Raw genomic sequence first — 23,782 nt, forward strand, 5'->3', positions numbered from 1 at the left:
CCATGCGCCGATCTATACCCGCTCTTATTATTGGATTACTTACCAGCCAAACCGGCCTCAGCCACGAAGCCGAGTCAGCCGCCAAGCCCTTGGTGACCACGGGCTTATCGGTCTATCTTTCCTATAGCTATAGAGATAAAAGCTACCTAGAAACCGATGGCGAGTGGCAAATTCCCGGTGCCCTCATGGGTGGCGAAGCATTACCCGTAGAAGATGATGCCGCTTTAGACGACGCCACCGCAGATTACCAATATGCCTTTAGCCCCAACAATGGCATTCAGCTAAGTGCCGAAGCGCACGGCGGCCACGGCGAAACCGAATTTAAATTTGCCCATTATTGGTATTTGCACCAATGGCAGCTCGACGACACTAAAAAACTACGTATAGAAGCGGGCCGTATGGCGGGTATATTCACCCGCGGAGCGAACTGGCATGCAAGCCAAGATGAATATAGCGAAGCCAGTTTAACCAGTGACATCTTCTGGGGCCGTAGCCTCGTTGATACTGGCATACGCGGCAGCTATTTTTCTGGTCCGTGGACTCTTGGCCTTGGCTTATGGCAAGGCCATAGCTGGCTTGCCGATAACGGCAATGCCGGTGACGTATTTGCCAAATATCAAGGCAACTTCAATTCCGTTAATTACACCATCAACGCTTGGTTACTAGCAGCAGAGGCCGACACACGACGCGATACTCGCTATTTTGGCGGCCACACGCACGGCGATGTCGTGGTAACCAGTAGCGATGCAAATTTTAGTGGTGATATTCAAGCTTATGGCGTAGACGCCGAGATAAGCATTGCCACCAGTACGGCCTCTCAATTACTTTTTAATATTAACCTTGCCCAACTTGAGCAAGACGGTGATGTTATTGAATCGCAGCGCAGCGCTCAGCTAGACAGTAACTATTTATCGACACAGGCAGGAATAAGCTGGCGACGCTTACAGCATGAACTAGCTGCGCGCTACGAATACATCAACCTAGACAACACCCTATCAGGCAGCGCAGCAACCTTGGTTGGCCGCAATACCAGCCTAGATAACCCCAACAGTGTAGACCCCGAGCGAAGCACACTTAGCTACCGCTATCATCACAATGACAATCTAAGCATACGCCTAGAATGGGTCGATGAAACCTTGGGCGATCTTCAACAAGACCGCTGGATAGCAGGATTTGTACTCCGTGGCTTTTTTGAATAGCCATAAATTAAGTCATTGATACTTAAAAGCGATAAACCTTCTTAATGATAACAATCTCCAATAGAGATACTCCGTCTTAAAGAGTATAATGAGACTCATTATTGTTATCATGTAGTCAGCCAATCATGAATTTATCTGAGCTACCCAAAGGTGGCCACGCCATTGTCATTGCCGTTACCAACAACGTTGATCAGGACCCAATATCCCATCGCATCCGCGAACTGGGCTTTGTGAACGGCGCCTCAGTAGAAATACTAGCAAAAGGTTTTTTTGGCGGTAATCCACTGGTCGTAAGAGTCGGCTCAACTCGATTTGCCCTGCGCAAAAAGGAAGCGCAACGAATACAGGTAGCAGACCCAGCATGAGTAACACCCTTTCCCACACGGCCGTAGATTCGCCACTAGAAACACGTCGTATTGCCTTAGTCGGCAACCCCAACTGCGGTAAAACTGCCCTATTCAACCTGCTAACCGGTAGCAAGCAAAAAGTCGCCAACTATGCTGGCGTGACGGTAGAACGCAAAGAAGGCCGCTGCAAAGTGAGCGAGCAGCTAAGCGTTCAAATTTTAGACCTGCCCGGCGCTTACAGCCTAGACGCAACAAGCCCAGATGAAGCGGTCACCCGTGATGTTTTACACGGACAATACCAAGGCGAAGCCCAGCCAGAATTAATCATCTGCGTCATGGATGCCACCAACCTTGATCTGCACCTTCGTTTTGCTCTTGAGCTAACAGAACTTGGCCGCCCTATGATCATTGCCATGAACATGATGGACAGTGCGCAGCGCCAAGGTATCACTGTGGACATTGAAGGTTTATCGGCGGCCTTGGGCATACCGGTGGTAGAAACCGTCGCCGTTCATCGCCATGGCGCCAGCGACTTACTAAAGCAACTGCAGCACAATAATTGGTCAATTCCGACTCAAACCCACGACCGGGATCTTGAATCCCGCTATCACCATGTTAAACAACTTTTAAACAACCATGTTACGCACAGCGATCAACATCGTAGTCGTGGTTTTGACGATCAGCTAGACGCATTGCTATTAAACCCCTTAACAGGAATGAGCATACTTGCCACCATATTGTTTTTTATCTTTCAGGCGGTATTTTCATGGGCCGCACCACTGATGGAGGGGATTACCGCAGCCATCGATATTCTCGGTAGTGTTGTCACCGCACCCCTGGCAAAAGATTCCGCCTTATTCAGCATGGTTAACGATGGCATCATTGCCGGACTCGGTAATGTCCTGATTTTTTTACCGCAAATATTAATCTTATTCTTTTTTATTTTAGTGTTAGAAGAGTCTGGTTACCTACCGCGAGCAGCCTACTTACTGGACAAATTAATGTTCCGTGCAGGCTTAACTGGGCGAGCATTCATCCCCCTTTTATCGAGTTTTGCCTGTGCTATTCCCGGCATTATGGCCACCCGCAGCATCCAAGATCCACGCGATAGACTCATCACTATTTTGGTCGCGCCGCTAATGACCTGCTCTGCCAGATTACCGGTTTACACGCTATTAATCGCGGCGTTTATTCCTCGCCAACAAGTTGCAGGACTTTTTAATTTGCAGGGCGTGGTTTTATTTGCACTCTACTTTGCCGGAATATTAAGCGCACTGCTGGTTGCTTACGTAATGAAATGGCTGCAAAAAGACAAAAGCGAACACGCCTTATTGATGGAATTGCCAGCCTATCGCATTCCCAATATACGGGATCTCGCGATGGGCTTAATGCAAAGAGCGTCAATTTTTTTGCGTCGTGTGGGTGGAATCATTTTTTCCTTAACCATACTTCTCTGGGTATTTTGTACCTTCCCCTCGGCCCCAGCTGACTACACCGGCGCCGCCATTGACTACAGCATTGCTGGTCGCTTGGGTCACGGCTTGGCCATTATTTTTGCTCCCATCGGCTTCAACTGGCAAATTTGTATTGCGCTTATTCCCGGTATGGCCGCACGCGAAGTTGCCGTATCAGCCTTGGCAACGGTGTATGCAATGTCCGGCAGTGATGAACTAGTCAGTCACAAATTGGGTGAGTTGATATCTCAACAATGGTCAGTCCCCACCGCCCTGTCGCTATTAGCGTGGTTTGTGTTTGCACCGCAATGCCTATCAACCTTGGCGGTTATTCGACGAGAAACCAACTCATGGAGAACAATGGGGTTTGCGGCATTTTATTTATTCGCACTCGCCTACCTTGCCTCACTCATTGTCTTTCAAGTCAGTACCTTGCTGCTAAATTAAGGAGTGATATATGCTGTCCCATATCTTCCACATAGCCATTATCAGCACCGTTGTGTTGTTCAGCACCCTGCGGGTAATACAACACGCCCTCCCCCATCAATATTCCCGCTGTGTACATTATTTAGCAAATATCATGTTAGCTCCGCAGCGAAGCCGTCTGTCAAAATGGCTAGGGCGGCGGGTTGAATCGACTAAACATAGCTCAGGAAACTGTGGCGCAGGCGCTTGTGGTAGCTGCAAAAGCTGTCCGCAATCTACGGCAACTCGTGTGACTACAGCCCATGAAGAAAAGATTAAAACAATAATATGAAATGTAAATAAACGCTAAGCACTACCGAAGTAATGCCTAGCGTTGACACTTAACCCGCAGGTGGCATTAGCCCTGCCAGTCCGTCATCAGGTTTCGCAAGAGCCATGCTACTTAACGATAACGCTGCTTTATCCAATGGGGTTTCTACATCCTCACCACCTTTCGATGAGCTGCCACCACCGCAGGCCGTCAGTAACACAGTCGCAAAAAGCGTAGTCAGTAACAGGCGCATCAGTATTTAACCCAAAAACTTTCGTCGGTATGAATTTCACTTAATACTGAGCTATCTTCATCACCTTCTATTAACTCCATCGCCACCGGATTTGCACTATAGCCCGCTGTGCCTTTCCAAACGATTTCCGCGTCATCAAAAATACTCATATCATGAAGATGGTCTGGCGCGGTGTATTGATTCCAACCATTGTGACGGGCTGGGTAAACAAAAAGTGATGGTGCAGGTAATTCAGTACTTTCCGTTGTGCTGCCGTGATCATGACTGGTACTCGCGCCAACCCAGGCTGAAACACCACCACCTACACAGTACTGAGTGGTAGGAAAAAATTGGGTGGTAAAAGGAACGTCGCCCAACTTACCGCGAAAACTCACGGTATACGTCGTGCTATCAGAATCAGCGGTTTCACTGCGCTCAAATGTCAATTTTGTTACTGCGCCACTCGCTTCGTCTTTTTCTATAACGACAGGGATATTTGCTTCTGTAAAATCGAGAAACGGTGTTACTGATGTCATAGCGTCAGGAATAACAACTTCCACACTTTCAGTATCAGCACCATCACAACCATGCGGAATTGCCAAGGTGACTTCATAATAACTCTCTGCATAGGCAGTATCTGAAATAACAGAAACATGCCCCTGAGCTACGCCTGTCGCTAATGAAAGCGCAAGCGGTAATCCATATTTTACAGCACGACTATTTTGCATTCCCTTCTCCTTGTTATGTAAAAAAATCAGGGGGAATTTATCAGGATTGTACTCAATTGGAATGAGGCATATTGTCGCAGGACAAGCTTGGATCAACGTTTAAACAAAGAATCTATATCACCTAAAGCCACAAGCTAAACTTATACTGAAAACCAAGAAATTATTATTTTGATGAAATAAATTAAAGAGTAGTTAATTAAACATTGCTAAGACTAGCCCAATTATCCCAAGCTGATTTTTCACGTTGGAAGTCACATTTTTATAGTAATAACGCCTCCTTTATTCGGAAGCAGATTCACCACGTACATGACTTAAAATTAAACCGACTAACTCATCAAGCAATGCCTCAGGTAAATCATGCCCCATACCGGCAACAACCTCTAAGCGCGCATTGGGAATGAGTTTCGCCGTATCAATTGCACCTTTAAGCGGAAGCATAGGGTCTTTATCGCCATGAATTACCAGTGTTGGAGCATTTATCTTTGGAAGGACTTTTTGACGACTGCCGCCCGCCAGTATTGCCGCCATTTGTCGAGCTCGACCTGGAGGGTAGTGCCCCCGATCATAGGCTGCCTCTACCCGAGAGCGCAGCGCTTGAATAGGGTCTCCTTTTTCTGGGCTAGATATTAATTGCCAGGTTTTTAAGGAATGCGCTATTTGCGATTCACGGTCAGGTGCCGCCTTATTGAGCACATGCCAAAGTACTTTGGGTTTGGTGCCACCAAACGTCGAACTCGACATTAACGACACTAAAGAACTCACCCGCTCGGGGTAGTTAACTGCCATCAACTGCGCAATCATGCCCCCCATAGACGCGCCAACAATATGAGCCTGCTCAATATTCAGGGCATCTAAAAGCGCCACCGTGTCTGCAGTCATATCATCGAGGGTATAGGCAACTTTTAACGGTAATTTAAGGCCCTGCCGCAAGCGCATCCCGATAATACCTGGTAGTGGGCCACTCTCTACTTTACTCGATAGGCCAACGTCTCGATTATCAAATCTAATTACCCGAAAGCCACCGTTGGCGAGTTTATGGCAAAACTCATCAGGCCACACAATAAGCTGACTCGCATAGCCCATGATCAATAAAATGACAGGCGCATCGGGAGCGCCAATATCTTCGTAGGCTAGTTCAATGCCGTCGGCAACGGCAATTCGATCTCGGGTCCACTCCATACGATGACCACCTCATATTCAGTAGACTTGTTTAGAATAGAAAATAGCGAAGCACCACTTCTCTATGCTAACGCCATTTAAACCAAACCACGACTCAGCGGTTGTGGATTAGCTCATCATCATGGTCTTTAAAATAAATTCTAAATGGCCAGTCTTTACGTTTACCAATGTAAACATAAAACCCATACCGATCCTTGCTATAGTCTTTGACAAATTCATAGCGCGGATTTAGCTCACCGGCATCCTCTGGCTTCATTTCTGGCGCGGTAACTAATATTTCCTCAATTTCCATGGCTGGCGAATCACCTTTTCGCGGCAATGAAATTAATACTCGGTACTCACCCGTTTTTTCACCACGCTCAATAGACTCAACCGTTACACCTGTTTTTTCATCAACATAACCCACCTCACCCCGTATATTTCCTGTTTCAGCTGCATTAGCAACCGTAATCAAGATACTGGTCGATAGAAATAGTGCGACTTTTTGCATAAACATGATTCGTTCGCCTCTTTTATTAGCATTGCCGGCTTTATTAGCATTGCAGAGTGTCCTGTGCTCAGCCTACCCAGCTAAACTCATGCTAACACCGCTTATCCATATCTGTTAAGTCGCGTCGCAGTATCTTTAGTGAGAAGTGTAAGAGCAAAAGCGGGTATACACGAGGATTTGCCGCACCAAACAAGAGGCGTGAGGAATGAATACCGGCTAACACAGCGAAAAATCAATGAATCAAAAGGGGCAGACGATCATTGCGACCTTGCCCTTCCCCCTCTAATTTATTGGCAAAAGGCCTGTCCGGCTGCAATTCGCTGACCTAATTTGGCTAAATTCTTTGCAGAACCACCTAATGCCATTTCGTTGTGCCGCATCCATGTGCAATAACGCCACAGCGGGTAATCTCTATCGATACCCGTACCGCCATGTAAATGTTGGGCAGCATAGCTAACCCGGTGACCGACATCACCCGCCCAGATTTTTGCAATCTGCGTCTCATTGGCGGCATCCAAACCACTGTCTAAGCGACTAATCGCTTGATACGTGTTTAAACGCAGGCATTCTACGTCAATAAAACAACTCGCCGCGCGATGACCCACCGCCTGAAACGTCGAAATTAATACGCCAAACTGCTTGCGCTCAGCGGTATAAGACGCCGTCATTCTCATGGCTTTATCGCTGGCACCTAACTGATGAGCGCACAGGGCCACAGTACAGTGTTCCGCAAGCCATTGAGCAGCAGCCACTCCTTCAGCACCACTGACCAGCACATCACTGGCACTTACTCGCACATTGTCCAAACTCAGCACACTTTGCGGCTCATACGTGGTGACACGCTGCTCTTGCAGACTCACGCCCTTCGCCTTGGGATCGATCAAGGCCAATACAAGTCCATCCTCGGTTTTTGCCGTCAACAATATTCGGTCAGCAAGGTGAGCAAAAGGGACGTGTGTCTTTTCGCCGCTAATTAAAAAACCATCACCCTCTTTACTCGCGACAGTATTCCAAGGCTGGCTGGGGTCATCATTGTAGGCCTCTACCAAGGCGGCAGATAATAAGACCTCACCACTCACCACCCCTGGCAGCCACTGCTGTTTTTGTGCTGGGCTAGCATATTTCTGAAGCGGCATCGCCGCAGCAATCAAATGTGAAAACAGCGGTAATGGCGCGATGGCACGACCGGCCTCCTCTATCAATAAAGCGAGTTCAAAAAAGCCAAAACCCATACCGCCAAACTGTTCGTCTATGGCCACGCCCAGCAAGCCCGCCTCGGCGAGTTTTTGCCACAACTCCCTATCAAATCGATCAGATTTATAATCATCATATTGACTAAGTGACTCAGCATTCACATTGTCATCAAATATCTTTCGCGCTAAATTTTGCACGTCTCGCTGCTGTTCAGAAAACCCGAAATCCATAATTTAACCCTCAATAGCTAAAGCGCAAATTACCGAGATGCCCTTGGCATCCACAAACCTGCCGCCGCAATAATATCCCGTTGAATTTCGTTGGTACCGCCACCGAAAGTGATAATTGAGGCGGTGCGATACAAGCGCTCTATTTTCGCCGCAATAGGGTTTGCGCCCTCCGACTTCCGACTGACTAGGGACGCCTCGCCTATGACCTCACCCAGAAGCCGGTACACTTCGATAAAAAATTCCGAACCATAAACTTTTGCCGCTGAGGCATCCGCCATTTCAAGCTTGCCTTCACTCATTGCCCACGCCTGCTTGTAGCAAACTAGCTTTAGCGCTTCGACACCAGCACGTACTTTGGCTAAATTAATTTGCACCCAAGGCTCATCAATCAACTTTCCACCTTGAGGTAAGTCCAATGCTTGTGCCCAGCGCACGACGTTATTAAACATTTCTGCCGTTGGACCAAAATTTACGAGACTCAAACGTTCACGATTTAACTGACTCGTTATCAATTTCCAGCCGCCATGTAGATCGCCGACCATTGCATCGTCAGCGACCCGTATATTGTCGTAAAAAGTGGCATTAGTACGGACTTCACCCAACGTCATCACAGGGCTGCAACTCCACCCCGGATCACTGGTTGGCACCAAAAACATCGAAATACCCTTATGCGGTTTCGCCGCGTTAGAATCAGTACGACATGCAAGCCAAACGTAGTCACAAAAATGCGCAAGACTCGTCCACATCTTTTGTCCATTAATCAACCACTCATCACCGTCTTTTACCGCACTGGTTTTTAAACTCGCCAAATCCGTTCCCGCACCCGGCTCCGAATACCCTATTGCGATCAGGCACTCACCTGCCAATATTTTAGGTACGATCTCGCGTTTTTGCCGCTCATTACCATATTCGGCCAACTGGGGGCCAACAGACTCTGTTGTTAAGAATGGAAATGGGTACCCCGCCCGCATGACCTCTTCAACAAATATAAACTGCTCAATAGGGCTCATACCTCGGCCACCCAACTCTTTTGGCCAACCCACACCAATCCAGCCATCGCGGCCCATTTTTTTTAGTGCTTCACGCCATAACGGGCCGCCCCCCTCGCCCATCGCCTCATCGCACTCGGCCTTTAATGCAGGGGTCATAAGCGCTTCAAAATAGGATCGCAATTCTTTACGCAGGCTATCTTGCGCCGCCGTAAACTCTACTTTCATTAATGCCCCCTATTATGAAAATCCAAAACGATATCTCTACTAAAGAGATGATGGAGACAATAATAGGTGCTAAGCAATTGACAACAATTACAAATTCTCTCAACCCAGTGACATTTACAATCAAAGCCAGTAAAACCAAGTGCTCAGCCATTCAGACGATATCTTCAACCCACTGATCTTGCGATGATTTAGCCTTTGTGACGACAAATTCAGCACTATCAAACCGTGTCGCCGCATCCATCTGCTGGAGATTTTCAATGAGCAATAAGCCCGTGCAAGCCGCCATCGAAGGGTGGTTTACATTGGACAAGGCCGCACCTCATCTTATAGGCGCATGTTGCGTTGAGTGCGGAACCTATTATTTTCCTAAAACATTGAGCTACTGCAAGAATCCCGGCTGTGACAGCACAGAGTTCAAAGAAGTAGCCCTAAGCCGGCATGGCAAAATATGGTCGTACACCAATGCCTGCTACAAGCCACCAGAGCCCTTTGTTGCTGAAGAACCTTTTCAACCTTATGCCATTGCGGCGGTGGAATTAGAAAAAGAAAAAATGATTATCCTTGGCCAGGTGGTGAAAGGTGTCGGCGTTGAACAACTACAAGTGGGGCAAGACGCAGAACTTGTCTTAGAAACGCTGCACGAAGACGATCACGCCATTAACGTTACCTGGAAATGGCAGCCATGCGCTTAATCAACGCCCAAGGAGAAAAACAATGAGTCAAGACATAGCGGTACTGGGCGTAGGCATGCACCCCTGGGGAAAATGGGGCCGTAACTTTAGTGAATACGGTGTACACGCGGCCAGAGAAGCCTTAAAAGACGCGGGCATACCCTGGCAGGATGTTGGCTTTATTTCTGGGGCTGCGACAATGCGTTGCGGTTACCCCGGCTACGTCGCTGGGGCTACGATCGCCCAAGCGCTAGGCTGGCAAGGTGCAGAGGTAAATACGTCGTATGCCGCCTGTGCATCGGGATCTCAAGCCTTAGCGGCAGCCAGAGCCAAGATATTGGCAGGTGAATGTGAAGTCGCCTTAGTGGTTGGCGCAGACACCACCCCGAAAGGGTTTCTGGCGCCAGCAAAAGGCTTTCGTCCAGAAGATCCAGACTGGCTGCGTTTTTATTTGGGTATTACCAACCCGACTTATTTTGCACTTTACGCCCGACGTCGCATGGATTTATACGGCGACACCGAAGAGGATTTTGGTCTCGTAAAAATTAAGAATAGCGCGAACGGTTTTACCAATCCTAATGCACGCTATAAAAAGAAATTCACCATGGAGGATATCAAGAACTCCGCCATGGTCGCCGACCCACTGCGCCTACTCCAAATTTGCGCAACCTCCGATGGTGGTGCCGCTGTGATTGTATCGAGCATGGAGTACGCCAAACGTATTGGCAAAGCAAATGCGGTAAAAGTGTCAGCTGTGTCCACTGTAACGCCAACCTTTGCCAGTGCGGTAGTTGAAATGCCCGACATCGCCACAGACTCGGCTGCCGCGGCAGGTATAGAAGCCCAGAGCTTTCGCGCTGCGCTGCCTAAAAAAGCATACGAGCAAGCTGGCATAGGGCCAGAAGATGTCAGCTTGGCTGAAGTCTACGATTTATCCTCTGCCTTAGAATTAGATTGGTATGAAGATCTCATGCTATGCCCTCGCGGAGAAGCAGCCCAGTTAGTTCGGGAAGGGGCAACCAATCTTGACGGTCGGCTGCCGGTAAATACATCAGGGGGCCTAGCTTGCTTTGGTGAAGCAGTACCTGCGCAAGCGCTTGCACAAGTGTGCGAATTGACATGGCAACTGCGGGGGCAAGCTGGCGAACGTCAAATAGACAATCCGAAAGTAGGCATTACCGCCAACCAAGGCTTGTTTGGCCACGGCTCGTCAGTCATTCTGAAGAAGTAATTAATGATTTTTGTCGGTAGTATAGGGGGATAATCGCTTGCCACCCTATATTACCGACCTGTGGTTTAGGTGGCTCTACTCTCTATATTGGAGCCCGTAACATATGGCACAACTACTCACCATTCTCGCCGTTCTATTTATTGCTCTAATCGTATTGGTTCCAATTATTGAACGCTTTGGGCCTCGGCCATCGCCTGAACAACAAGCAAAAATTAGCCGCTGGATTTTACCCTTAGTAGGGATATCCCTCATTATCGCCCTGTTTAAATCGTTTATGTCCTAACTTCAGACAGTACCGGACTGATGCCAAAGGCTCAATTCACACTTTAGCGGTCATACGAAGCCTGTCAATTTGAAAGGACTATTTCAGGAAAGCAGCCATTCGATAACGCCGTGCTCTGGGGCAAACCGGAGCACAGCGTAGGTTTGTCCCTAGCAGCACTTTGTTAGGCGCTGTCACCAGGCTCTCTCCTTGCTTGTCTTCTTAATTTTGCCATCTCTAAACGGCGAGGTTCTGTATAAAGCCTTTCTAATAGCATGTAGGTAAAATCAAGAATATCTGCTGCATCTTCTTCGGAAAGATTGCCAGCGTGAGCCCCATCATTACCATCCTCTTTTATACATGTAGATAATTCTTGCAGAGCTGTAGGTAAAATATTTTTTTCAAACAACCACTCAAGCCTTAAGCCCAAGCTACGTCGAATTCTGTTATTTAAGCCATTCTCATTTTCTTCAGGTAACATTGAGTTTGTTGCTAGGTCTATGCAGAGTCTAAACATAGTTGCACCGGCATTATGACAACCAATAGCCATACAAGCTGCACCTTCGACATAGATAGAGTTAATGTCTTCCGGTAAATGTTCAGGTGGTTGTTCTGCAATCTCATCCTTAAGTGAAATATGTCCTTTAACTATTGCCACCTGATTTACAGAAAAATCCATTTCCGGCAAAGATTTTTTACGCAAGTATTCTCTATCGTCGTAACTTTTTTGCTGCAAAACGAAAATAGTTGATTTGAAACAATTTCTGCAAATGCAGAATGTCTCCCAATTTTGTTGCCAACCATGATACGCAACAGTCGGTAATGCTTGCACCAAATCAAATGTCATCTGTTGTGACTTACACCTTGGGCAATTTGCAACTAACTCAGACATTTATTCGATCTCCTTTCTTCGCCTAACGCCGCGCACACAGGTAAGCCACGCAGTGGCGAGTCCTGAACGCGAAGCGTGCGTAGTGCTGCGCCTTGTTATATTTTTTTATCGACAACGCCGACACCATAACTTAGTTGTTGAGGTTTGGTGGCAGACTCAATAAACCCACTAACCTTCATTTTCTGGTCGGGTTTCAAATCGAATTCTCGACGTTCCGTAGCAATCACTCTCTGAGAACTCATCTTGGCTGCTCCTGGAATGCCAAAGGCGTTAATCCTCACATACGCCAATGTTGGTTTCCTACTCCAATTTGTAACTTCGAGCTCATACGAGCACCCATTGTGAAAACAAGTGTAAGTCCAGTCATTCGATGAGACTTCAGCCTTAGTATACGAATAGAAACAAACAACCCCCGCTACAGCGGCTACCAGGACGAACAATGCTATTTTGATATTTCTATTAGTCATCACGCTCTGAAAATATAACACCAAGCTAAATGGACCAAAAGCCACAGGCTTTTGTGGTCCATTTGAGCGTTTTGTTAAGCATTGGGATTGGCACAATGCTTGTTTATAAATGCTAATGTATCATCAAACCATATGTGTACTCCGGCCCATGGCAAGCTGTGACCTTCTTTAGCAGAAGAGCCAAACGGAGGATAAATTTTCACCTCAGCTATTTTTCCATGTTTCTTCATTTGTGCCGAAAGCACCTTAGTAGGTGCTAGGTTGTAGTCATTCTCGGCCTGAAAGAAAAATATAGGACTATTAGCATTAGCTACTGCCTGTTTCATTACATTCTGTAGACCTTCAGAATCCTCCCAGCTTTGGGCGGCACCTGTTGCATTGACACCTGCACAGTAAGTTGCTTTCTCAACCCCCAGAACAACCTGAATACCTCCAAAGGAATTCCCTGCTGTGGCGATTCGGCCTGCATCTACAAAACTCTGCTTTTTTAACCACTCAAGAGCAGCCATTTGATCGGATAAGTGATCTGTTTGATGAAGCTCTACTAATTTCTTGGCCGCTTTGCCCCACCCGGTCCATCGTGCAGAGTTAATTTCATCGATTATATATGGGCCTTGATCCTCACTAAGACCTTGGCCCCTACGGTATGGCATAAAAAAGCCCCAGCCATTTTTGGCAAACTCTGGGCCTATAGCAGCACTGGCAATGCTATTTTTCATTTTGGGTGCACTGCCATGGTTGTAGAGTACGACAGGAAATGGGCCTTTTCCTTCTGGGAGAAATAACTCCCCGCCCAAGGTTAGTTTACCACTTGGAAATTTAACGACTTGAGGGTTATCTGTATCTGTAACAGCAAAAGAAGACATGCTGACAAAGCAAAGAAGGTAGATAGCTATTATTTTTCTCATTTATATATCCGTATTTTGAATGCTTAACCGTTTTATTATGAAGACTGGGGCCTTATATCACTTTGGCTCCCTATCTCCGGAGCCGGATTCTGAATGGCGTCAAAAACCATAGCAATATCATTCACTTGATTGTATTTAGTTGAATTAGCTATCGATGTTAGCAATACTCGCTCCCTCTATTTTTTCTGAAATCCCTTCTCCTGATCATAAACCCATATCTTAAAGAATCAACAACTTAGACTACGATCTACGGAATTAGTGAGCCCGCTTCTACTGAACACACTATTAGTAAGCGTGAATGAGATTTAGCTCCGCCGGAGAATCGGTCGCCGTGAATGTCCGCTTTGGTGACTGGCAGTTCGGCTGCATCTTCAGAAATGATGACCGCTTTTGGCACGAAGCAGCAAGTTAATTCCTCTCATAAAAAACACACTAGAGGCTACCTTAACCAGCAACATTCCCTCAACAACTCCGTTATTAACACAACTTTTCTTGTATTTAAGAATCACTCTTACTACTATTTGCATCTTTGAAAATTGCTTAATGCTCACTATATTAGCCACTGATTATCATGCTGCCGCATCTTCTCATTCACACAGGGCAAGCTTGGCAGTCAGCTATCACCGATTTACGGCATCTAGAACATCGCCAAAGCGCAGTGATGGTGAGTTTATTTTACTGCATCACCACGCTAACTAACTTTTGGACACCTCCGCATGATAAATGGGCTTTTAGGCGTCATTACCGCTGCAGCCAGTATCACTTGCCTTTATCTATCATGGCAAAACCGCTTCCCGCGCCACACCTGGCTTATGCCTACAGGCTGGCTCGCGGCACTGGTCAGCACCCTTTTCTTAATCAGCGCCAATGGTGCTGAATTCGGCATTGCCTACGCCTGTTTATTCATTCCCTTATTTGCATGGTTTGCCGTACTTTTAAATTTGGAAATAAAGCGTAAACACCAACGCATTAATGAATCAGTTGCTATTGTCGTTCCTGCAACCAGAACTGTTTTACGTCATATCGCACTGTTTTTTATTACCGTACCTTTAAGTGGTATCGCCACAGCTTATGCCAGTGTTGCGTTCGTCATGTTACTGCCATTATCCGTGGTCAACGCAGTTGTCCTTGTGGTGCTCATTGCGCCAATAAGCTGGGGCGTAGCCGCATGGTGGGCCTGTGCAGATCCCAAGCGGTTCAGACCAATCATTTGGATAAGCACTGTCGGCCTACTTGGTGCGGCATTGGTTTATAGCTAAATTGCCAAGTTCATCACCAAGCGACCCGTTAACTACCACCTTAAAAGAGCGATAGATGAAACAGCTACTCTCACCATCACTTGTCAAAAACTCACTGTCCAGCCACTCTTGGTTGGGGCTGATGGTTGGCGCACTGATGTACCTGGTTTGTATATCAGGAACTTTGGCTGTTTTCTTTCAAGAATTTGAACGCTGGGAGCAACCCGCCGCTGAAGAGTTTTTAACAATTAGCGGCGATGCTCTACAAGAAAGTTACACCAAGGTGCTGGCGCAAAGTGACGACACCAAAGACATAATGATCGCACTACCCCGTGACGACATGCCAAGGGCCTCTATCTCTAATGACAAAGAGGGCTGGTTTTTAAACCAAGATGGCTCTCTGGGAGAGGCCGTTAATCATCCGTGGACTCACTTACTCACTGATCTCCATATTTTTCTGCACCTGCCAGAAAATATCGGCGTATTAATTGTCAGTATATTGGGCGCATTATTGTGCGGATTGATTATTTCTGGCTTTTTCGCGCACCCGCGGATATTTCGAGACGCCTTCACTCTGCGTTTAAAAGGCTCTAAACATTTAGAGCAAGCAGACATTCACAACCGTTTAAGTGTCTGGGGCGCTCCTTTCCACTTAATGATCGCCATAACAGGTGCTTACTTTGGCCTTGCATTGGTGCTCAGCCTGATTGTTGCCCCAGCATTTTTTGAAGGTGAAATGGCGATAATTGTCCCCACCCTTTTTGGCTTTGATCCGGTATTAGAGCAAGAATTACACCTCGCCAATATTAGTCACGTCCTCGCGCAATTACCAAGCATTGCACCAGGCACCACGCCTTTGTATCTCAAAGTTGAAAACGCCAACACCGCCCAGCAATTCATTACCGTGGCAGTCCAACACCACGATAGGCTGATTTATGCTGAGCAATATCAATTTGACGGTATGGGTAACTACCTTGATAAAGTCGGTTTTTCTGACGGTGAAGCCGGTCGCCAAGCAATTATTTCATTATACCGACTACACTTTGGCCACTATGGCGGTTTTTTTGTCAAAGTCTTGTACGGCATTTTCGGCTTGGCACTCACGGTTGTTTCTGTCAGCGGGATTAATGTCTGGTTTGCCCGCCGCAAACACCGCGACGCCCTTAATAAACTGTGGTTAGGCTTGGTTTGGGGTGTACCGCTAGCATTTAGCATCACGGCCGTATGCCAGTTAATTTTTCAATATAGCTCCATTGGCTTATTTTGGCTGTGCATCGTTGCCTGTTCAGCAACAGCTCAAACCCTCAATAATGATGTGCTATCTAAAGCCTTATTATTGAAGCTAAATGCCGCTGTGCTCATTGGCCTCGTTATCACTTATACCCTGCGGCATGGCGATCACGCTCTGCAGACAGTTCCTCTGAGTATTAATGTCAGCCTCGTTATCACTGCTGTTGTGCTCTATCTAATGGCATCACCAAAAGCAAAGAGCACATTCAACAGCGAGAGTGTTCCTAAGCCCTGACCACGGCCATCGCCGCATCTTGACGTAATGGCCTGGGTCCACGATCTAGACGCAGCCATGCCTTCTCATGGAAGTAAAACACAACCGTGTTCACCGCGGGCTCGATTAATGCCAGCATGCCACCAACTACCGCACTACCTGTGAGAATGTAGGCAACTGAGAACGCCACAGTGAAATGCATCATGGCGAAACTGATTGTCTTTTTCATAATGGCCTCCTCGGTCATTGTCTTGTTAATTAAAATGTATCTAGTCGATGCTCATAGCTGTAGCTGCCGACAGAAAGAATGATAATGATTATCAATAAATTATTAAAATTGGATGGTATAATAATAACCATCGTTGAAACCTATCAATTAAACGGTCACTGATAAAATAATCTCGCACCACCATTGGTCGTATATTTGCCGCCGCGACCCAAACTAGAGCTCACTTTCATCGATATGTGCCACAAGCCTTTAATACAAGCCTAAGCATTCGGACGTCGCCACAAGCTCACTCACCCTTTGGCACAACAGTTGCACACTATCTTTCAGAAGCGCGCCGATACAGTGCGCCACCACTAGAAACGAAGGGTTCTAATGAAAAAAGCGCGCCTCCCTCTCTCGCTCGTAACGCTGGCCTTTTCCTCTCAACTATATGCCGACGACCTCTCTGAATTAACAGGCGCTACCGATATGGTCTGGCTTGTCACAGCCAGTGCCTTGGTGTTTCTTATGCAGGCTGGCTTCGCCTTGCTTGAGTCAGGTATGTCGAGAACCAAAAACTCCCTAAATGTGGTTATGAAAAACTACATGGATGTGTGCATAGGAACTTTAATATTCTGGGCTCTCGGCTACGGCTTTATGTTTGGCAGCAACCCCAGTGGCCTCATTGGAACTGATTTATTTCTGCTTAATGAAAGTGACCCAACAAGCTACGGCACTCTTTTATTTCAAACCATGTTTGCGGCAACCGCCGTGACGATTGCCAGCGGTGCCATGGCTGAACGGACGCGATTCGACGCCTATTTAATTGGCGCAATTATCATTACCGCCATAATCTACCCCATCTTTGGCAGCTGGGTATGGAATGCCGATGGCTGGCTGGCAAAGATGGGCTTTATCGACTTTGCCGGCTCTACCGTCGTTCATTCCGTTGGCGCTTGGTGTGCGCTTGCCGGCGTGATCATACTGGGCCCTCGACTCGGTCGTTTTGACAGACAAGGCAAACCCCGCGAACTTCGTGGACACAACCTCACATTTGTGGCGCTAGGTGGTTTTATTCTGTGGTTTGGCTGGTTTGGTTTTAACGGTGGCTCAACATTAAGTGCCTCAGCGGACATCGGCCTTATTAATTTAAATACCCAACTCGCCGCCGCCGCAGGTGCCTGTGCAACGATGATACTGTCAGTCATCATGCGTAAACCCATATTACTCACTGACACCATAAATGGCAGCCTTGCGGGTTTAGTTGCCATTACCGCTGGCTGCGCCTCCATGCTGCCGGCCTACGCCGTGCTAACGGGTGCCATTGGCGGTGTCATTTGTACGCTTGGCGGTAAATTAATGCTGAAGATGCATCTTGATGATGTTGTTGGTGCGGTATCCGTCCACGGCTTTGCTGGGGCGTGGGGTACATTAGCAGCCGGTATTTTCTTTACTGGAAATATGTTCGATAGCAAATTAATTACCGTGCAGCTCATCGGCATTGCCGCCTGCTTTATTTGGACGTTCTGCTGTGCATTAATTATGTACTTCATTATCGATGTATTAATGGGTCTTAGAGCACCAGCCCAACACGAGCAACGTGGCTTAGACCTTAGTGAACACGCTGAAATTGGCTACCCAGAGTTCAATACCGGAAACATTGCCTACACAGCTGAACGCGCCAACCAAATGGACTTACAGCGATGAGCAGGCGCAGTGTTAGCGAGCGTCGCCGCGCCATCTTTACCGGTCTACAAGGTTTTATGGATGAGGTTACGGTACTAAAGGCCATCACCCACTGGGAGAATCGTTATATTGACCAGCCAAGTCTGGCCTTACAACGCTTTGTTGCCGATATCTGCCAAGCACCCGAGCTCAAACCAAAACGTTCGGCAATATTAAGAAGCCTCATCAAGGCAATGAGCTTGGAAAGTACAGATCTATTAGCCGACCCGAGAGGAAATACGCCTGAGACAATATCGGAAAATCCAATATCTGCGAATCAGGCTTTTGCAGAATTGATGCTCGCAATGATGTCTCAGTTAGATGACGAATTACAGCATAAGCTGCGCATTGACCTCTTGGCGACACTTCGCCAACGCCGCCTTCCCATACACACACTGGATGCATTACAGGGCTGGCTTGGTAATCGCCAACGATTGGAACTTGGCACTGTATCGCCCGTATTACTTCAAAAGTTATTAAATCAATATTATATATTATTGTGTGAAAACATCGGACCAAGCCACGCCGACAACATTCTTGCTAACGGTGTAAGCCACATACAGCGGAAGCACCCCAAGTTAGATAAATTCTTAAACGACTTACTATGACACTCCAGCCCCATAAAGAGACTTAAGAAGCCAAGTTTAGTCCTGTTCAAATTTCATCGAAACAAACTTATATTCCCTCCCTACCTTTAACGTAATATAGTTTTTTACAGGCATTGACCGAACCGTCACCCAACTACAGAAAAGCGGCCAATTTCCCGCTTACCTGCATCCGCTATGCTCCGTTTCGTTATTGATCCCCCATCCACGGGAACAGAAGAGGCAAATCATGACTATATATACAGCGCCAGTACGCGATATCAATTTTGTTATCAATGAATTACTGGACTTCAACGCCCACTATCAAACCATTCCTTCCGGCGCTGAAGCTACTCCAGACATGGTAGAGGCAATTACTCTAGAAGCCGCAAAATTTGCAGAAGAAGTGTTGGCACCACTTAACCAAATTGGCGACGAGCAAGGTTGCCAGTGGAACGACAGCGAAGTTACCACCCCAGAAGGCTTTAAAGAAGCGTATAACCTATGGGTTGAAGGCGGCTGGCAAGGTTTGTCGCACCCTGTTGAATACGGTGGTCAAGGTCTTCCAATGTCAATGGGCCTCATCAAGTCAGAGCTCGTTGGTACGGCTAACTGGTCTTGGGGAATGTACCCAGGGCTTAGCCTAGGCGCCATGAACACACTCTATGTTCACGGCACCGAAGCGCAAAAACAAACTTACCTCACAAAACTATGCGAGGGAACTTGGACGGGCACCATGTGCTTAACAGAAGCACACTGTGGTTCAGATCTAGGCCAAATGCGCAGCAAGGCAGAACCCCAAGCTGATGGCAGTTACAACATCACCGGCACAAAAATCTTTATCTCTGCCGGCGAACATGATCTTGCTGAAAACATTATTCACATCGTACTTGCCCGCACACCAGGCGCACCGGAAGGCACCAAAGGTATTTCACTTTTCATCGTGCCTAAATTTAATACCACTGAAGACGGCACCATCACCGATCGCAATGGCGTGAAGTGCGGCAGTATTGAACATAAAATGGGGATTCACGGTAACGCTACCTGCGTAATTAACTTCGATTCCGCAACTGGCTATATGCTCGGCGAAGAAAACGCTGGCCTAAACGCCATGTTTACCTTTATGAATACCGCTCGTATCGGTACCGCAATTCAAGGCTTAGCCGCATCTGAACTGGCTTACCAAAATGCGCTGCCATATGCATTAGATCGTTATTCTATGCGTTCATTGTCTGGTGTTAAAAATCCAGACAAAGCGGGTGATGCTATCATTCATCATCCAGATGTACGCCGTATGCTACTCACGGCAAAAGCATTTGCTGAAGGTGGTCGCGCAATGATTTATGACGCGGCTAAATACTCAGATCGCATGGTGCAAGCAGAAACCCAAGAAGAACGCGATGCAGCAGAAAACGAACTTGGCTTTTTGACCCCCATATTAAAAGCCTTCTTGACGGAAACCGGCCTTGAATCTGCAAGTAATGCAATGCAGGTATTTGGCGGCCACGGCTTTATTAAAGAACACGGTATGGAGCAAATTTACCGTGACGCACGTATTGCCACCATGTACGAAGGCACCACCGGTATTCAGGCCATGGACCTGATCGGCCGTAAAGTCGTTCTCGATGGCTTTAAACTGTACGGTGGTTTCTGCAAAAAATTATATAAATTTGGCTTCAAAAATTTAGTGGGGGGCAAGCGCCGCGGCTATTCTGCCAAGTTAATTGGCTATACCTTGTCATGGAATTGGCACACCGTAAAAATGGTTGCTCGCGCCTCTAAAAATCGCGACGCCGTCGGTGCAGCCTCTTACGACTTCTTAATGTACAGTGGTTACCTGTCTATGGCTTATTACTGGGCAATGATGGCAGAAGTTGCTGCGGCAAAACTCGCAGAAGGTACTGAAGATAAAGCGTTCTACGAAGCAAAATTAGAAACAGCAGAATTTTACTTCTCACGTCTATTGCCTCGCGCCAAAGGTCACGCTGCTTGCATGAACAGCAGCACCGACAGCGTAATGGCAATGCCATTAGATCGTTTCACTACTCGCTAGAGAAGTCATTTCATCGTCAGCTATTTACTAGTGGCGAAGTCTTCGTAAAAATCCTCGATAGAAATATCGGGGATTTTTTTTCATCTGTCTGGAAGAGTTCGATTTCTGAACACAAGTCAATTCTGCTCGACTCACAAACATCACACAAAATCAGCCTAAAACGTGACTTGAGAAACCTGATAAGCGGCGCTATTTTGCATACCACAGGGATTGGCAATGTCTCGACTAGCTCCAGGGCTCACCACAAACGATTGCACATTCATTACTGATTTATTATTTAGGTCTTCCTTGTAATAGCTTAATACGCCACTCACCTTAGTGTCACAGACATTTCTAACTCTAAAGCGGGTTGAAACCTTATTGCTATTAAAATAGGAACAACTAGACTGCGCTGAGCTTGCAGAAAATGTTTCCACTTTCCAGTCCAAACAACTTTCCGGCTCTGCAGATACCGATAACGCTGACACGCTAACAAACGCACACAAGACACGAGCTGCTAAAATATTGTTCACGGCACACCTACTTTGCTAAACGGCGTTATCACCCAAACCTGCTGTCATTATCTCTTATGAGATAACCCTAAGCGGCAATAACAGTGATCCTTAGCTGTACAATAGTTAATCTTTCAGGCTATTGGCAGTGCGTATTAATGCTTAAATATATCAGTGATTGTCTTTCATCACTTTATAAAACAAACACTTAAGTGAGAAATATATGTAAACCCGTTTATATTCAAAGCTTGGAATTGTGACACCCTTCGCAAATAATGTTTTATGTTAGACCCCGCATTCGCAATATTAAGGTTTAATACCGCGAATGAGACGCGACAATAAACGCGCTTGCAGATTATTCTCCCTCAAGCCCAGCACCGAGATAATACGCTGACTGGTTTTTGAATCTTGACCACCGCTTATAAGTGCACGCCCCTTTTGCAACAATGACAATTCGGATATTTTTTTCAACGTCGCAGCAGCGGCTAATTCATCATCGCTAAAATCACAACCAAAAGGAAAGGCTGGCATTAAATCCTTTGATTGTGCCCAACTCATATTTGCATTAATAACATCAGGGAAGTTTTGCCTAAATGCTGGCGCAATCTCATAATTTTTATCCAGCTTTCCAGCCGCTTTGCCCGCAGCAACTAACTCAGCTTGAAATCGTGAATCAGCAATATTAATAAGTGCGATACAAACCTCTTCATCGGTTTTAGAGCGCAAATCGGCAATCCCATATTCAGTGATAATGATATCTCGCAAATGGCGAGGTATGGTGCACGCGCCATAGTGACTGAGAATATTGGATACCGCTTTGCCATTTTGAATTCGGCTCGCACGAATCATTAAAATGGAACGGCCACCATCTAACTGATGGGCCATCGCCACAAAATTATACTGACCACCGACACCGGAAAGTACCTGTCCATTTTCCAAGGTATCAGACGCCACTGCGCCATTAAGACTGACATTCAAACCTGTATTGATAAATCGTGCGGCCTGTCGCTGCGCTTTGAACAGGCGCGGATTCTGATCAAGCTGATTAATTTTTTCTACCCCACACATGGCAAGCATACTGCGTTCATGCTTGCTCATATCCCGGAGACTGCTATAAAAATCTGTACTACCTAGAAAGAAGCCGCCATGTAATACCTTGCCATTTCGCAACTGTGAACCTAAGCAGTGTCGCGCCATAAATTGTTGGCTATCAGGGTTAGCCATATTTGCTGGGCAAGATTCACCACTCGCCGAAAACAAACGTCCTTCTTTATAATGACAATCTTCTCGGAAAAATCCGTGGTACTGCAAACTATCAAAATCTTTACCACGTAACTCCCTTACACCTACATCTGCCAAGGCCTCTAAACACGTTTCATCTAGCGCTGACGGTTTACAACGGCCAAGATTAATTAACTGCTGAAGCGCCCAAAAATCATATACTTGACGGCATAAAATACCGGCCTTAAATAAATGCAAAAAGCCTTCGACAAACATCTCAGTGGCGCCATATAAACCCTGATCAAAACTCTCTCGGCCGCCTATCTCATCAACAAGTTGTGCATTGTGCTGATCGACACCAAATTTGCTTAATAACTCACGGTAATCCGCATTATGTTGCTGCCTCAGTAAAATTGATTGCACAATCGCATCACCCATTGCACCAATGCCCAACTGCAAGGTCCCTCCATCTGCAATCAATGCACTGGCGCGCAGGCCGATGACATAATCGGTATTGGGTATTGGTGGCAAACGCGGCACAGGAAATAAACCGTATTGGCTAGATTTAGTTTTTGCTAAGAAATCAAATTGATCGACAGCGACTTCCGCATCACCATACATAAACGGAAGGTCTGGATGAATAACCCCTACCGCAACAAAATCTCTCCCAGTGTCTTTTAAACGGCTTACCAATTCTGCTGAGGTGTCAGGGTTGCAGCTCATACTCAGCTTAGCGTTTTCACAGGCAAGAAGCTGAATAACTACATTACAGCCTTGAGCAACAACATCTCTGGCTGCATGCGTATAATTTGAACTGATATAGTTTCGCTGCGCTGTAGCATGCCCTATTCGACTTCCCGCTTTAAAATAAAATTCACAGAGTTTAATATTCGCCGGCACTTGTCCTTTACGCTCGTCCTGCAAATAAAGTGGCTCGGAATACTGGCTGTATAAGCGGTCAAAAACAGGGTTGAGTAGACGGGCTCGAATCCCATCTTTCTCACTTGGACGCTCCAAACTAAGCGCCGTTAAAATAGTTAGCGTTATACTTGGGTCAGCACTAGCACGACGATAAATGGCGTCAATCAACTCTACAGGCTTCCCAAGCCCCAAAGGCATTGCCACGCGCAAATCTTTTCCCACACGGCGAATTATTCTATCTACACAATCTTCAATATCAACTAGATCAAAATCAGTATGCTCGTTGCGCATGGATGCTCCGTCGCACAAAAATCAAACACTACTATTAACAGGCCTTTTGACCTACATCAAGAAAGCTCGCCATAAATATCGGTAAATTCCACACTTCATATTTTTAATC

Annotated in this window: 24 protein-coding genes; 12 read left to right on the forward strand and 12 right to left on the reverse strand. The window is 46.6% G+C overall.

Annotation, left to right across the window (positions count from 1 at the left end):
* Positions 1 to 2 precede the first annotated feature (2 nt).
* From AELLOGFF_RS09925 to AELLOGFF_RS09940, 4 genes are all read left to right on the forward strand, one after another.
* Entirely contained in the window at positions 3 to 1,199 is a 1,197-nt protein-coding gene (locus AELLOGFF_RS09925; protein WP_159268590.1) for a hypothetical protein, read from the forward strand.
* Between the two features lie 125 nt (positions 1,200 to 1,324).
* Positions 1,325 to 1,564 carry a FeoA family protein gene (locus AELLOGFF_RS09930; RefSeq protein ID WP_159268591.1) on the forward strand — a complete coding sequence of 80 codons (240 nt, stop codon included), beginning with the start codon at positions 1,325 to 1,327 and terminating at the stop codon, positions 1,562 to 1,564.
* Positions 1,561 to 3,447 carry a ferrous iron transporter B gene (gene feoB / locus AELLOGFF_RS09935; protein WP_159268592.1) on the forward strand — a complete coding sequence of 629 codons (1,887 nt, stop codon included), beginning with the start codon at positions 1,561 to 1,563 and terminating at the stop codon, positions 3,445 to 3,447. The genes AELLOGFF_RS09930 and feoB overlap by 4 nt, the downstream gene beginning before the upstream one ends.
* 10 nt (positions 3,448 to 3,457) lie before the next feature.
* Complete coding sequence (locus tag AELLOGFF_RS09940) at positions 3,458 to 3,757, forward strand: DUF6587 family protein (RefSeq protein ID WP_159268593.1); 300 nt, start codon at positions 3,458 to 3,460, stop codon at positions 3,755 to 3,757.
* A 49-nt stretch (positions 3,758 to 3,806) separates the two neighbouring features.
* Here AELLOGFF_RS09940 and AELLOGFF_RS09945 read toward each other — a convergent pair whose 3' ends face one another.
* The 6 genes from AELLOGFF_RS09945 to AELLOGFF_RS09970 all read right to left on the reverse strand — a co-directional run bounded on the left by AELLOGFF_RS09945 (position 3,807) and on the right by AELLOGFF_RS09970 (position 9,006).
* The gene (locus tag AELLOGFF_RS09945; protein WP_159268594.1) at positions 3,807 to 3,989 is read right to left on the reverse strand and encodes a hypothetical protein; all 183 of its coding nucleotides are present in this window, start codon (positions 3,987 to 3,989) and stop codon (positions 3,807 to 3,809) included.
* Positions 3,989 to 4,696, reverse strand: coding sequence for a DUF1775 domain-containing protein (locus tag AELLOGFF_RS09950; protein ID WP_159268595.1), 708 nt, complete (start codon positions 4,694 to 4,696; stop codon positions 3,989 to 3,991). The genes AELLOGFF_RS09945 and AELLOGFF_RS09950 overlap by 1 nt, the downstream gene beginning before the upstream one ends.
* Positions 4,697 to 4,975: 279 nt before the next feature.
* Positions 4,976 to 5,875, reverse strand: coding sequence for an alpha/beta fold hydrolase (locus tag AELLOGFF_RS09955; RefSeq protein WP_159268596.1), 900 nt, complete (start codon positions 5,873 to 5,875; stop codon positions 4,976 to 4,978).
* Positions 5,876 to 5,969: 94 nt separating this feature from the next.
* Positions 5,970 to 6,371, reverse strand: a complete 402-nt coding sequence (locus tag AELLOGFF_RS09960) for a hypothetical protein (protein WP_159268597.1) — start codon at positions 6,369 to 6,371, stop codon at positions 5,970 to 5,972.
* A gap of 281 nt (positions 6,372 to 6,652) precedes the next feature.
* Positions 6,653 to 7,789, reverse strand: a complete 1,137-nt coding sequence (locus AELLOGFF_RS09965) for an acyl-CoA dehydrogenase family protein (RefSeq protein ID WP_159268598.1) — start codon at positions 7,787 to 7,789, stop codon at positions 6,653 to 6,655.
* Between the two features lie 29 nt (positions 7,790 to 7,818).
* Positions 7,819 to 9,006: an acyl-CoA dehydrogenase family protein gene (locus AELLOGFF_RS09970; RefSeq protein ID WP_159268599.1), complete on the reverse strand. Its 1,188-nt coding sequence runs from the start codon at positions 9,004 to 9,006 to the stop codon at positions 7,819 to 7,821.
* Between the two features lie 257 nt (positions 9,007 to 9,263).
* On the opposite strand from AELLOGFF_RS09970, the gene AELLOGFF_RS09975 reads away from it, so the two are divergent.
* The 3 genes from AELLOGFF_RS09975 to AELLOGFF_RS09985 all read left to right on the forward strand — a co-directional run bounded on the left by AELLOGFF_RS09975 (position 9,264) and on the right by AELLOGFF_RS09985 (position 11,191).
* Positions 9,264 to 9,698, forward strand: coding sequence for a Zn-ribbon domain-containing OB-fold protein (locus tag AELLOGFF_RS09975; RefSeq protein WP_159268600.1), 435 nt, complete (start codon positions 9,264 to 9,266; stop codon positions 9,696 to 9,698).
* 22 nt (positions 9,699 to 9,720) lie between these two features.
* Positions 9,721 to 10,908 carry a lipid-transfer protein gene (locus tag AELLOGFF_RS09980; protein WP_159268601.1) on the forward strand — a complete coding sequence of 396 codons (1,188 nt, stop codon included), beginning with the start codon at positions 9,721 to 9,723 and terminating at the stop codon, positions 10,906 to 10,908.
* A 103-nt stretch (positions 10,909 to 11,011) separates the two neighbouring features.
* Positions 11,012 to 11,191, forward strand: a complete 180-nt coding sequence (locus AELLOGFF_RS09985; RefSeq protein ID WP_159268602.1) for a hypothetical protein — start codon at positions 11,012 to 11,014, stop codon at positions 11,189 to 11,191.
* Positions 11,192 to 11,354: 163 nt separating this feature from the next.
* Here the strand turns inward: AELLOGFF_RS09985 and AELLOGFF_RS09990 are convergent, their stop codons facing one another.
* From AELLOGFF_RS09990 to AELLOGFF_RS10000, 3 genes are all read right to left on the reverse strand, one after another.
* The gene (locus tag AELLOGFF_RS09990; RefSeq protein ID WP_159268603.1) at positions 11,355 to 12,062 is read right to left on the reverse strand and encodes a DUF4145 domain-containing protein; all 708 of its coding nucleotides are present in this window, start codon (positions 12,060 to 12,062) and stop codon (positions 11,355 to 11,357) included.
* A gap of 95 nt (positions 12,063 to 12,157) precedes the next feature.
* A complete protein-coding gene (locus AELLOGFF_RS09995; RefSeq protein WP_159268604.1) occupies positions 12,158 to 12,304 on the reverse strand; it encodes a hypothetical protein in 147 nt (48 codons plus the stop codon).
* A 299-nt stretch (positions 12,305 to 12,603) separates the two neighbouring features.
* On the reverse strand, positions 12,604 to 13,437 hold the full coding sequence (locus tag AELLOGFF_RS10000) for an alpha/beta hydrolase family protein (RefSeq protein WP_159268605.1): 834 nt from the start codon (positions 13,435 to 13,437) through the stop codon (positions 12,604 to 12,606).
* 716 nt (positions 13,438 to 14,153) lie between these two features.
* Between AELLOGFF_RS10000 and AELLOGFF_RS10005 the strand changes: the two genes are divergently transcribed.
* Both AELLOGFF_RS10005 and AELLOGFF_RS10010 read left to right on the forward strand, forming a co-directional pair.
* The gene (locus AELLOGFF_RS10005; RefSeq protein WP_159268606.1) at positions 14,154 to 14,696 is read left to right on the forward strand and encodes a hypothetical protein; all 543 of its coding nucleotides are present in this window, start codon (positions 14,154 to 14,156) and stop codon (positions 14,694 to 14,696) included.
* A gap of 55 nt (positions 14,697 to 14,751) precedes the next feature.
* On the forward strand, positions 14,752 to 16,200 hold the full coding sequence (locus AELLOGFF_RS10010) for a PepSY-associated TM helix domain-containing protein (protein WP_159268607.1): 1,449 nt from the start codon (positions 14,752 to 14,754) through the stop codon (positions 16,198 to 16,200).
* Here AELLOGFF_RS10010 and AELLOGFF_RS10015 read toward each other — a convergent pair.
* Positions 16,190 to 16,408 (reverse strand): DUF2061 domain-containing protein, encoded by a 219-nt coding sequence (locus AELLOGFF_RS10015; protein ID WP_159268608.1) that lies wholly within the window; start codon positions 16,406 to 16,408, stop codon positions 16,190 to 16,192. The genes AELLOGFF_RS10010 and AELLOGFF_RS10015 overlap by 11 nt on opposite strands.
* 372 nt (positions 16,409 to 16,780) lie before the next feature.
* Between AELLOGFF_RS10015 and AELLOGFF_RS10020 the strand changes: the two genes are divergently transcribed.
* The 3 genes from AELLOGFF_RS10020 (at position 16,781) to AELLOGFF_RS10030 (ending at position 20,749) form a co-directional block, all read left to right on the forward strand.
* Entirely contained in the window at positions 16,781 to 18,094 is a 1,314-nt protein-coding gene (locus AELLOGFF_RS10020) for an ammonium transporter (RefSeq protein ID WP_159268609.1), read from the forward strand.
* Entirely contained in the window at positions 18,091 to 18,720 is a 630-nt protein-coding gene (locus AELLOGFF_RS10025; protein WP_159268610.1) for a hypothetical protein, read from the forward strand. Before AELLOGFF_RS10020 ends, AELLOGFF_RS10025 begins: the two co-directional genes overlap by 4 nt.
* 226 nt (positions 18,721 to 18,946) lie before the next feature.
* Entirely contained in the window at positions 18,947 to 20,749 is a 1,803-nt protein-coding gene (locus tag AELLOGFF_RS10030) for an acyl-CoA dehydrogenase C-terminal domain-containing protein (protein ID WP_159268611.1), read from the forward strand.
* 155 nt (positions 20,750 to 20,904) lie between these two features.
* On the opposite strand, the gene AELLOGFF_RS10035 is transcribed toward AELLOGFF_RS10030, so the two are convergent.
* A complete protein-coding gene (locus tag AELLOGFF_RS10035) occupies positions 20,905 to 21,261 on the reverse strand; it encodes a hypothetical protein (RefSeq protein ID WP_159268612.1) in 357 nt (118 codons plus the stop codon).
* A gap of 285 nt (positions 21,262 to 21,546) precedes the next feature.
* Positions 21,547 to 23,673, reverse strand: a complete 2,127-nt coding sequence (locus tag AELLOGFF_RS10040) for an acetyl-CoA hydrolase/transferase C-terminal domain-containing protein (protein WP_159268613.1) — start codon at positions 23,671 to 23,673, stop codon at positions 21,547 to 21,549.
* Positions 23,674 to 23,782 lie beyond the last annotated feature (109 nt).

It is taken from the genome of Zhongshania aliphaticivorans (assembly GCF_902705875.1).
In the GTDB taxonomy this organism is placed as follows: domain Bacteria; phylum Pseudomonadota; class Gammaproteobacteria; order Pseudomonadales; family Spongiibacteraceae; genus Spongiibacter; species Spongiibacter aliphaticivorans_A.